Here is an 11841-nt window from a genome sequence, read left to right on the forward strand (position 1 = left end):
ACCCCTTCCAACCCGGCCAGCGCGGCCTGCACTTCACCGAGCTCGATGCGATACCCGCGGATCTTGACCTGGTCATCGGCACGGCCCACATACCGCAACTGCCCATCAGCACCCCAAGACACCAAATCCCCGGTGCGATACATCCGTCGTGCAGGCCCACCTGCTTCTCCGAACGGACACGCGACAAACCGCGACGCCGTCAACCCCGCCCGACCCACATAGCCGCACGCCACTCCGCCACCGGCCACATACAACTCGCCCACCACACCGGCCGGCACCGGATGTAACCACCCATCCAGCACAAACAACGCAGCCCCCGGAACCGGCGAACCGATCGGCACAGTCCCTTCGTCCGGCGACCCGGCCTCCAGCGGTGCGCTGAACGTCACCACCATCGTCGTCTCGGTCGGGCCGTAGGCGTTGAGCATCAGCCGGCCCGGCGCCCACCGATCCACCACTTCAGCGGGGCACGGCTCCCCGGCCACCACCAACGCCATCGTCTCCAGCCCCTGCGGCGACAGCATCCCAACCGCAGACGGCGTGCGGACCAGCGCGCTGACCTGCTCCGCTACCAGCAACGCGTGGAGGTCTTCCGGCGAGTTGACCACTTCGTCGGGCACCACCACCATCCGCCCGCCGTGCAGCAGCGGACCGAAAATCTCCCACACGGAGGAGTCGAACCCAAACGAATGACACTGCGTCCAGATCCCCGGCGGCAGATAGTTATCCGTCACCTCCAGCAACTGGGTCACATTGCGATGGGCTACAGCCACACCCTTGGGCACGCCAGTCGTCCCCGAGGTGTAAATCACATAGGCGATGTCGTCGGCCGCAGCGGCTGGCAAACCCGTGCATGGATACGTCTCAACGAGAGGGTCATCGACATCGATGACCGCCAGATCACGTCCGTCCAGCCGCGATCGAAGACCAGCTGTGGTGACGGCGGCCACCGGTGCGGCGTCGTCCACCATGAAACCCACCCGCGCATCTGGGTGTGCCGCATCGATCGGCACATACGCGGCACCGGTCTTGAGCACTGCCAGGATCGCGACGACCGCCTCCGCCGCCCGCGGCAACAACAGCGCCACACACCGGCCACGGCCGGCCCCTTGGTCCGCCAAAAGATGCGCCAACCGGTTGGACGTCTCGTCGAGCTCCCGGTAGGTCATCGAGCGGGCACCACATGTCAGCGCCACCGCCTCCGGCGTGCGTTCTACCTGCGCGTCGAACAACGCCGGAACCGACAGTGGTGTCCTCGCCGGCCTCGTCAGCACCGCCCGGTTGCCCCACTCGCTCAGCCGGGCATGCTCGGTCTTATCGAGCAGATCGAACGATGACAGCTGTCGCCCCGGATCGGCGCACATTGCAGTTAGCAGCCGCTCCAACCGTTGCGCTAATTCAGAGACGTCAATGTTCGACAATGGGTGGCCAGCGCCCGCCGTGCTTAGCGAGAGGTCATCACCGTCGCTCGAAAACAACAGGCCGAAGCCGTTTACCAGGCCACTACTGGTCAGCGTCGCCGACGCCGGGACGCCCCCGAACGGCAGAGTGAACCTGGACGGAAGAAAATTGACCCCCACTCTGTTGGGTAAGGGCTGTCCGAGCGCGTGGCGGCGGGCTTTGCGCTCAAGGGCTTGTACGGGAAACCTCTGGTGCCGCACCGCTTCTCGTATTCGGGTATCGACATGGCTGCAAAAAGCGGCGACCGTGGAGGCCGGCGATACCTGCAGCACCAACGGAACCACCCCGGCAAGCAACCCTGGAAGCGTCTTAGCCTCCGGCACCACCCGCCGGCTGACCGGGAAGTCGAGCACAATCTCGGAGCTGGCAGCACACCACCCGCGGATTAAGAGCGCACACGCCGCAGTGACCACCGATGATCGGGGGACCTTCCAGGCGTGGGCCAACGCTTCAACTCGGCTTAGGACCGCTGGGTCCAAGCGAACGGGCGCAGAAGGCCAGAACGGATCGCGGTCGTCCACACCTCGGGACGACTGATGGTCCGTCGCGTCTTCCCGTGGTAGGTGTTCAGTCCAGTAATCCTGATCTGCCAGGTAGTCGTCTGACGCTTCGTATTCCAGCTCGCAGTCGATTAATTCCTGTAGCGACCCGAAGCAGGCAGTAGGGATGGGCGCGCCCGAAATGATTGCGGAGTAGATAGCGGCAACCCGCTGGCCGATCAATGCGATGCCAGAGCCGTCTACCACAATGTGGTGGCAACACCAGAATAAATAAAATTCATCTGGGCGCGCCTGAGATAATGCGAATTTGAATAGCGGACCGGTAAAAGGCATTGGCGTCTGTTGGATCGATGACGCGATTTCGTGGGCTTCCTGGACGGGGTCGCCCGACGAGCTCAGGTCATAGAAGGCCACCGTGAGATCCGGGTGATCGATCACCCGTTGGAAAACCTCGCCGTCCGCCTCGAAAAATCCGGCCCTGACCGGTTCGGCCTCGCTTACGGCCCGGCGGATCGCCCACTCGAGGGCTTCACGTTCAACCGGACCGTCGATCTTCAAGAGCAGGCCGAGCTGCCACTCCGAGCCGAGTTGCGCTGTTTCATGGGCAAGCCAGATCTCCAGCTGAGCCCGCGTCAGCGGAAGCGCCTGGTCCCCAGGCTCCATAGACTCCCCCAAGTCAGGCGGCTACTTCTCCGAAACCCGGCCTGCTGGCAGTCTTTCGCGCGGACGCAACGGCCGTATATCGGTCCAGCGCTGGTCGATATGTTCCAAACACGCAGCCGGTGCGGCTTCGCCGTAAACCGCCCGCCAGCTGGTTGGAGCATTGCCAACGGCAGGCCACACACTGTGTTGCTCGTCGAGCTTGGCCAAGATCAAAAAGCCGTTGTCGGCGTCGAACGGATTGATGCCCACAGCTTCCCCAAACCGCCTAGTCGAAATGAGTGAAACCGCCCCAAACATAGTGGAGGCCAACAGGGCCTGTACGGGTTTTGGCAAACATTCGGGTCGAGCTCATGGAGGACGCGGCCGTAATTGTGTGGGTGTCTACTTTCGAGCTTTGAACTGCAACGATCGGTGGGCATGCTTCCGTCGGCAGGATCTGGCCCAGCAGGTGTCCGCGGTGCCGAAGCACAAACGGCCGAAGCTTCCGTCGCGGAAGCCAAAAGAATTAACGGCCTGTTCAATATTTATCGCCGTATAGCCAATGCCTGCGTCCCTGACCTCGCCGGGTCGTGCAGCCGCGCATCGTTGGAACCAACGTCTGCGTCGGTTCGATTTTTCTCAGCGCTAGCTTCCTCAGCCGAGCTCGCGCGAGGGTAACCAATGCCGCCGTCGGCGACGACGCACATGACGTAGTCGGCGGGTAGCTATATACCGTCGGAATGTGCCCTGCCGGGCGTCGCGTGCATTACGATCCCATATCGCGCGGCCAAGGACCCGATATGAAGGACACCCGGCATGGTTTACTCGTCAAGATCGGGTTGCTTTCCTCGATGCGCTGCATGTTTGGGGTGCCGTTGCACGGTTTGCCTGCGACGGCAACCACACTCCATGTACCGTCGACGGGGTGTTACGGCCGGTGTGTACTTTTGCGCCTAGCCGCTGACATGTCGCCGGCTCTGGAACGGGTGGGAGGTTGATGCGGTGATGGAACGCGGTGTGCGCGACTTCGCGCAGACGCGGACCGATTTCGCCGGCGGGGGCGCCCCAGATGTTGGCGAACCAGCTGGACGTCGAAACGCTCCCTGGCGACGTGCTCGACAGGACTCAACCACGCCTTCAACCCCGGCTGGGTACCGACAGCGTCGTCGAAACAGGGGATACTCGATTTTCGGAGTTGTGCGGCGAATGTGGGTGGTCCTCGTCATTCTTGCGGTGGTCATTGCTGGAGGCTTCACCGTGTCGCGACTGCACGGCATCTTCGGCTCTGAGAAACGGCTATCGTATAACGACACCAGGGTCGACGATTCCAAACCTTTCAACCCCAAGCACCTCAAATACGAGGTTTTCGGGACACCCGGAAGCGTGGCCGACATTAGCTATTTCGACGGTGATGGCGAACCCCGGCGCGTTAAGAAAGCCCCCTTGCCATGGTCTTTGGAGTTCGAGATCGGTGCGGCGACCGCCCTCGGAAACGTAATGGCCCAAGGCGATGGCGACACATTAGGCTGCCGCATCTGGGTAGACAACGAGCTCAAATCTGAGAAGACAACGCACGAAACCAACGCCTTTACCTTCTGCCTGCTGAAGGCCGCATGAGCGCCTACCACGTGGACAATCAACGCAGCGCTCCGCCACTCGGAGCTCGCACGATTTATCGATTCTCGGTTCCGATCATCTTGGCGTGGTTGGCGATCACGGTACTCATGGCCATTGGCCTACCAACGCTGGAGCAGGTCGAAAAAGCCCATTCCGTATCGCTGACCCCGCCCGATGCACCGGCATTCAATGCGATGACACGAATGGGTGCGGACTTCAAAGAAACCAATTCCGACAGTGTGGCGATGATCGTTCTCGAGGGCCAACAACCCCTAGGGGACGATGCCCACCGGTACTACGACCGTCTGATTCGCCAGTTCAAAGACGATCCGAAAAATGTGCAGCACATTCACAACTTCTGGGGTGACCCACTTACCGCGGGCGCCGCGCAAAGCGCCGATGGCAAAGCCGCATATGTGCAACTGGACCTGACCGGTAGCCCGGGTTCGAGCCGGGCGAATGAATCGACCCAAGCTGTCCGGGACATCGTCACCCGGACGCCGCCGCCACCGGGAGTCAAGGCCTACCTGACCGGTCCCGCGGCCATTGTCGCGGAAATGGGAAGCAGCGGCGACCGCACCCTCATCATCGTCACGGCGACAAGTCTTGCCGTCATCTTCATCATGCTGCTCCTCGTCTATCGCTCGTTCGTCACCGTAATTCTCCTGCTGGTTATGGTCGGCATTGAATTGCAGGTGGCCCGCGGAGTTGTCGCCTTCCTCGGTGATCGAGGCCTCATTGGTCTCACAACCTTCGCCATCAATCTCGTGGTATCCATCGGAATCGCGGCGGGAACCGATTACGGCATATTCTTTTTCGGTCGATACCATGAGGCACGCCTGGCCGGTGAGGACCGGGAAACCGCCTTCTACACCACGTACCACGGGGTCGCAAAAGTTGTCTTAGCCTCTGGCTTGACGATTGCCGGGGCACTTTTCTGCCTCAAGTTCACCCGGCTCCCCCATTTCCAGTCTCTCGCCTTGCCTTGCGCGATCGGCGTACTCATTGCGGTAGCCGTTGCGCTGACGCTCGTTCCGGCAGTCATTCATGTCGGGAGCCGTTTCGGCCTATTCGAGCCAAAGCAATCGATGCGAGCTCGTGGATGGCGACGAATAGGGACATCAATCGTTCGGTGGCCGGCGCCCATCCTCATCGCGACGTTAGCGGTGGCGCTTATCGGCCTTTTGACACTGCCGGGATACAAACCCAACTACAATGATATGAACTATCTCCCTGCGAACATCCCGGCCACTCAAGGGTTTGCTGCTGCACAGCGACATTTTTCCCAATCGCGAATGATGACGCCTGAAATCCTGTTGATCGAAGCCGACCACGACCTGCGCAATTCGGCGGACGCGCTGGTATTGAACAAAGTGGCTAAAGGAATACTTTCGGTTCCCGGCATTTCCCGTGTCCAAGCCGTGACCAGGCCAGAGGGAACACCGATCGCACATACGTCGATCCCGTTCATGCTCAGCATCCAAAACGCCGCGCAGCTGCAGATCATGCCATTCCAGCGAGAGCGCATGAACGACATGCTCGTGCAGGCCGACGAGCTGGCGAAAATGATCAACATCATGCAGCACATGTACGGACTGATGCAACAGCTCGTCGCCACCACGCATCACATGGTCGGCGAAACGCATGAGTTAAAAGATATTACTGAAGAGCTGCGAGACCACATTGCGGACTTCGAGGATTTCTGGCGGCCGATCCGCTCCTACTTCTACTGGGAAAAGCATTGCTACGATATTCCCATTTGTTTTTCGCTGAAATCCATCTTCGATGCGGTTGACGGTGTCGACTTGATCGATGACAATCTGCGAAATCTGGTAGCAGAGCTTGATCATCTAGATCTGCTTTTACCGCAGATCGTCACGCAGTTCCCGCCGATGATCGCAACCATGCAGAGCATGCGAACCATGATGTTGACCATGCACAGCACGATGAGTGGGATGATCGGCCAGATGGACGATGCTGGCGACAATGCGACGGCTATGGGGAAAGCATTTGATTCGTCCAAGAACGACGATTCTTTCTACATCGCTCCGGAAGCTTTCAAGAACAAGGACTTCAAGCGGGTTCTAGATATATTCCTGTCACCGGACGGGAAGGACGCCCGCATGTTGATTACGCTGAGGGCCGACCCGGCGTCGCCTGAGGGAGTCAAACAAGTCGACGCAATAAAGAATGCGGCCGAAGAGGCACTAAAGGGAACTCCCCTCGAGGATGCCAAGGTCTTCCTGACCGGCACGGCCGCGATCACGAAAGATATCGTGGACGGCTCCAAATACGACCTCATGATTGCCGGAGTCGCGGCAGTCTGCCTGATTTTCATCATCATGCTGATCATGACGCGAAGCTTTATCGCGGCCCTGGTTATCGTCGGAACGGTATTGCTCTCGTTGGGCGCTTCTTTTGGGCTGGCCGTTCTGGTCTGGCAGTATTTAATCGGCATCCAAATTCACTGGCTCGTGCTAATCATGACGGTCGTAATTCTCCTGGCCGTGGGGTCTGACTATAATCTGCTATTGGTCGCGCGGATGCAGGAGGAAGTAGGTGCCGGCATAAAAACAGGCATCATTCGCGCGATGGGCGGTACCGGCAAGGTCGTGACAAATGCGGGCCTGGTGTTCGCGTTCACTATGGCGTCCATGATTGTGAGCGATCTGGTCATCATCGGTCAGATAGGCACGACGATTGGGCTCGGACTGCTATTCGACACACTTATCGTGCGTGCGTTCATGACGCCGTCAATCGCCGCGCTGTTGGGGCGATGGTTCTGGTGGCCGCAACGAGTGCGTCCGCGCCCCGCCAGCGGATTACTCCGGCCGACGGGACCCCGTCCATTGGTACGCGCTCTGCTGAGACAGCCGCAATAGGCCGCGGAATATCCGGTCGGACGCCCGCATGAGCACCCAGCACCCCAGAATTCCCTTCCTAGCCCGGATGATTCGCAGGCTTTCCCTATTGATCATCCTGGCTTGGGTGGCTTTGACTCTCGTTGTAACACTGGCGATTCCATCGCTCGAGCAGGTCGGCGAAGAGCATTCGGTACCGCTGAGCCCCCAAGACGCGCCGTCTGTACAGGCCATGAAGCGTATGGGCAAGGACTTCAAAGAGTCCGATTCCGACAGTTTTGCGATGGTCGTGCTGGAGGGAGATCGGCCGCTGGGAGAAGATGCCCACGCCTACTACGCAAAACTAATTCGCGAGCTGCGAGACGATCGGAAGCACGTCGAACATATACAGGATTTGTGGGGGGATCGATTAACGGCGGCCGGCGCGCAAAGCGCGGATAAAAAAGCCGCCTATGCGCAACTGAATCTGGCCGGAAACCAAGGCACGACTTTGGGCCAGGAATCTGTGAACTCGGTTCGGAATATCATCGCGCGCACGCCGCCACCTCCCGGCGTCAAGGCGTACGTGACCGGCCCGGCGGCTCTCGTTACGGATTTGCAGGGCAGTGGTAATAAATCCATCCTGAAGATCACCGCGATAACCGTTGCGATGATTTTCGTAATGCTGTTTCTCGTCTACCGATCGATCACCACCGTGATCCTGTTGCTGGTCATGGTTGGCATCGAGCTGGGAGCTGCCCGCGGAATCGTCGCATTTCTCGGCCATAACAACCTGCTGACATTGTCGACGTTCGCCATTAATCTGTTGGTGTCGCTCGGCCTTGCGGTCGGAACCGACTACGGGATCTTTTTCTTCGGCCGATATCACGAGGCCCGCCAGGCCGGCGTGGACCCGGAAACGGCCTATTACACCACCTACCGCAGTGTCGCTCCCGTTGTCTTGGCCTCCGGTTTGACGATTGCCGGTGCACTCTTGTGCTTGAGCTTTACCCGGATGCCGATCTTCCAGACGATAGGCGTGCCATGCGCGATCGGCATGGTCGTTGCGGTCCTGGTCGCACTCAGCCTGGTTCCGGCAGTTCTGACGATCGGAAGCCGGTTTGGTTTGTTCGAACCCAAGCGCTGGATTGGGTTCGGCCGCTGGCGCCGAGTCGGCACGGCGATTGTCCGATGGCCCGCACCCATTCTCGTTACGACGCTAGCGATCGCTGTGATCGGTTTGATCACGCTGCCAGGCTACAAGACGAGTTACAACGACCGGCTCTATATGCCGAATGACATCCCGGCCAATGTCGGGTACGCGGCCGCCGATCGTCATTTCTCCCAGTCGCGGATGATGCCTGAGATCCTGATGGTCGAAACGAATCACGACATGCGGAACCCGGCAGATTTTCTGGTGCTACATAAGGTGGCGAAAACAATATTTCGGGTTCCGGGCGTTTCTCGAGTGCAAGGCATTACCAGGCCAGAGGGAACCCCCATCGAACACACCTCGATACCATTCTTGCTCAGCATGCAAAATGCCAGCCGGTTGCAAACCATGAACTATATGAAACTGCGTACGGATGACCTGCTCCAACAGGCAGACATGATGACGACACAAATCGCGACGATGAAACGCTTATACGAACTACAGAAGCAACTTAACGATATAACTCATCGCACAATTCTCGAGACGAAGGAAATGACCGCTGTCACGAATGAGTTGAGAAATCATATTGCGGATTTTGAAGACATGTGGCGGCCGATTCGCAGCTACTTTTATTGGGAAAAGCACTGCTACGACATTCCAATATGCTGGTCGCTGAGATCAATATTCGACACCCTCGATGGTATCGACTCGATTAGCGACAAACTTGGCGATCTGGTCAAGGATCTGGAAAAGATGGACGCGCTCTTGCCCCAATTGCTGGCGCAATTTCCGCCGATCATCGAGATGGCGGAGCACGCCCGCAGTATGATCCTGAGAGCGCACAGCACCATGGCCGGGACCTTCGGCCAGATGGATGAAGCGACGGAGGACGTCATGGCCATGGGCCGGGCGTTCGACGCGTCCAAGAACGACGATTCCTTCTTCCTGCCTCCCGAGGCGTTCAAGAACGCCGACTTTCAGCGCGCGATGACTTCTTTCCTGTCCCCCGACGGGAAGGCAGCCCGCTTCATCATTTCGCATAAGGGTGATCCCGCGACGCCCGAGGGCATAGCGCGTATCAATCAAATTAAGACGGCGGCAGAGGAGGCGCTCAAGACAACACCGCTTGAGGACGCCAAGATCTACATCGCCGGCACCGCGTCCACCTTCAAAGACTTCCGGGACGGCGCCAGGTACGACCTGTGGATCGCGGGTGTGGGTGCGCTATGTCTGATTTTCATCATCATGCTCATCATCACGCGAAGTTTCATTGCCGCCCTGGTAATCGTGGGCACGGTTGCGGTCTCGCTGGGCGCATCATTCGGCCTGTCGGTGTTGATTTGGCAATATATTTTGGGCATCAAATTGCACTGGATGGTGCTGCCGATGTCTGTCATCGTCCTTTTGGCGGTGGGGTCTGACTACAACCTGCTGCTGGTATCCCGCATGAAGGAAGAAATAGCCGGCGGTATCAACACCGGCATCATCCGCGCAATGGGCGGCACCGGCAAAGTCGTGACCAATGCGGGTCTGGTGTTCGCGTTCACCATGGCCTCGATGGTGATCAGCGATTTGCGGATTATCGGTCAGGTCGGTAGCACCATCGGCCTGGGTTTGATGTTCGACACCTTGATCGTGCGCTCCTTCATGACGCCGTCGATCGCCGCGCTGCTCGGACGTTGGTTCTGGTGGCCACAGGTTGTTCGTCCGCGCCCAGCCAGCCTGATGCTTCGATCGCTCGCGCCACGTCCGGTGGCAAGGGCTTATCTGCTAAGGGAAGAGCCCTACGATGACGAGCCGGAAACCGCCCCGATACCGATAGCGCCCCGATACCGATAGCGAGGGCGTCCGGGTCAGCCCCGCTGAAACCAGGTCAGCCGGCGACGGCGCCAGGCTCGCGGAACGGCGCCCCGAAGTCGCCAACCGACTGGAAACCACGTTTGCGCGCCAGCGCAACACCACGCCGGATGAGTGTGCCCAGGGTAGCCACCCCGCTGTGATCGAGCACCACGAACGGCGATAGCAGTCGGTTGTGCACGAACGAAAAGGCCATGCCCGACGACGGGTCTGCCCAGCCGAACGAACCGCCCAGGCCCACGTGCCCAAAGCCGGGCGTCGGACCAGGGACACTGTGGTAGCCGAGGTGGAAAGACAACGGCACGAAGACGTTCCGGTCCCGTTGCCGATTCCGCTGGCCGGTCAGCCCGGCGACGATTCCCCGCGACAGAAATCGGGTGCCGTCGATCTCACCACCATTGGCGATCGCGCCGTACATCCGCGCCAGGGCACGCGCCGTGGCGACGCCGTTGGCTGCCGGCATCTCGGCGTCCAATAGCGGGATCTCGCCTTGCACTGCGGCCATGACACCCTTGAAGTACATCGAGCGGAATCCCCCGGACAGCTCCGACGCGACCCGGTACGCGGCAGAGTTGAGGCACGAAAGGCCGGGGACGCTCTGCGGCGTGATGATCTGGGCGACGCGCGTCGGCGCGCCGGCGGGCGGCCGCCCCAGATGCATCCCATCGGTGCCCAAAGGCTCGGCCAGCTCCTCGCGGATCAGCGTCCGCATGCCCTTTCCGGTCACGGCGCGCCCGAGTCCCGACATCAGCCAGCCGAAGGTAAGCGCGTGGTAGGCGGGTTTGCCCAGCAGCCGTCCGGGTGGTGCCGCCGCGAGCCGTTCTTCCATCACGATGTGATCCAGCAAGTCTTCCCTGGTGGCACCTCGCAGGCCGGATAAGCCTGCCTGGTGCTTCATCACCTCGCGAACGGTCATCTCGGACTTGCCCGCCGCCCCGAACGCCGGCCAGTACTCCGCGACAGGGGCTTCGTAGTCGATCAGCCCTCGGTCAGCGAGGCGATGGATGACAGTGGATGCCATGCCCTTCGTCGCCGAGAACACCATCGGCGCAGTATCCGCAGTCCACGGTATGTTGCCGGCGCGGTCTGACCGGCCGGTCCAGACGTCTACCACCGGTTGCCCGTCGAGATATACCGCCAGTGCCCCGCCACCGAACCTACGGCCGGGAAACAAGCTGGCGAAGCCGCGAACGGCGCATGAAAAGCTTGGGTCCGCCGCACCGAACACGTGACGACCTGCACCGCGATGGGAGGACTCCGCGCTGAGCCCACCCCCCAAATCTGTCTTCACGTGTTCGAATTTACTTCCTAGATGCCGCAGCTCACGGGCAAACTAAGATTAAGTTACCTTTCCGTTAAACTGACGCGGCCTTCAAAATTTGCTGCGCGGCCATGGCCGGGGTCAGTTCCCCGGCCCTGACCTGACGCTCGACCTCGGCGCGGATCTTTCGCACCTCCGGGTTGGACAGCACTCGGTCCAGCACGGTGTCCCGAACCATCTGCCATGTCCAATCGACCTGCTGTGCGCGTCGCCGGGCTTCGAACTCGCCGGCGTCGCCGAGCACCTGACAATGCCGCTGCACGGGAGCTCTCGTCGGCGATCAGATTGATCTACCCACGCGAAACATTGTGGCGGCCACCGGTTCTCACCATGAGCGCGATGGAGGAGACCGGTCTGTCCGAGCTGTGGGACACCGTGCAGCGGCATTGTCAGGTGCTCGGCGACGCCGGCGAGTTCGAAGCCCGGCGACGCGCACAGCAGGCCGGTGGG

The 11841-nt window shown here is 60.2% G+C and carries 6 protein-coding genes and 2 pseudogenes; 4 read left to right on the forward strand and 4 right to left on the reverse strand.

Going from position 1 to position 11841, the window contains the following annotated elements:
* Both A5791_RS14875 and A5791_RS14880 read right to left on the reverse strand, forming a co-directional pair.
* The coding region (locus A5791_RS14875) for an amino acid adenylation domain-containing protein (protein ID WP_156661326.1) at positions 1 to 2624 on the reverse strand (2624 nt) is incomplete at its 3' end.
* A gap of 21 nt (positions 2625 to 2645) precedes the next feature.
* Positions 2646 to 2873: an MbtH family NRPS accessory protein gene (locus tag A5791_RS14880; protein ID WP_067238010.1), complete on the reverse strand. Its 228-nt coding sequence runs from the start codon at positions 2871 to 2873 to the stop codon at positions 2646 to 2648.
* 927 nt (positions 2874 to 3800) lie between these two features.
* Here A5791_RS14880 and A5791_RS14885 point away from each other — a divergent pair.
* The 3 genes from A5791_RS14885 to A5791_RS14895 are packed head-to-tail and all read left to right on the forward strand — an operon-like array spanning position 3801 to position 10052.
* Complete coding sequence (locus tag A5791_RS14885) at positions 3801 to 4220, forward strand: MmpS family protein (protein WP_067238013.1); 420 nt, start codon at positions 3801 to 3803, stop codon at positions 4218 to 4220.
* Positions 4217 to 7102, forward strand: a complete 2886-nt coding sequence (locus A5791_RS14890; RefSeq protein WP_067238017.1) for an RND family transporter — start codon at positions 4217 to 4219, stop codon at positions 7100 to 7102. The genes A5791_RS14885 and A5791_RS14890 overlap by 4 nt, the downstream gene beginning before the upstream one ends.
* A gap of 28 nt (positions 7103 to 7130) precedes the next feature.
* A complete protein-coding gene (locus A5791_RS14895; protein WP_067238020.1) occupies positions 7131 to 10052 on the forward strand; it encodes an RND family transporter in 2922 nt (973 codons plus the stop codon).
* A gap of 34 nt (positions 10053 to 10086) precedes the next feature.
* Here the strand turns inward: A5791_RS14895 and A5791_RS14900 are convergent, their stop codons facing one another.
* Both A5791_RS14900 and A5791_RS14905 read right to left on the reverse strand, forming a co-directional pair.
* The gene (locus A5791_RS14900) at positions 10087 to 11361 is read right to left on the reverse strand and encodes a serine hydrolase domain-containing protein (RefSeq protein WP_231995908.1); all 1275 of its coding nucleotides are present in this window, start codon (positions 11359 to 11361) and stop codon (positions 10087 to 10089) included.
* Between the two features lie 64 nt (positions 11362 to 11425).
* Positions 11426 to 11653, reverse strand: a pseudogene (locus tag A5791_RS14905) (methylmalonyl Co-A mutase-associated GTPase MeaB); the annotation flags it as partial.
* Here A5791_RS14905 and A5791_RS26030 point away from each other — a divergent pair.
* Positions 11647 to 11841, forward strand: a pseudogene (locus A5791_RS26030) (methylmalonyl Co-A mutase-associated GTPase MeaB); the annotation flags it as partial. The pseudogenes A5791_RS14905 and A5791_RS26030 overlap by 7 nt on opposite strands.

This window comes from Mycobacterium sp. 852002-51163_SCH5372311 (assembly GCF_001667115.1).
Lineage (GTDB): Bacteria > Actinomycetota > Actinomycetes > Mycobacteriales > Mycobacteriaceae > Mycobacterium.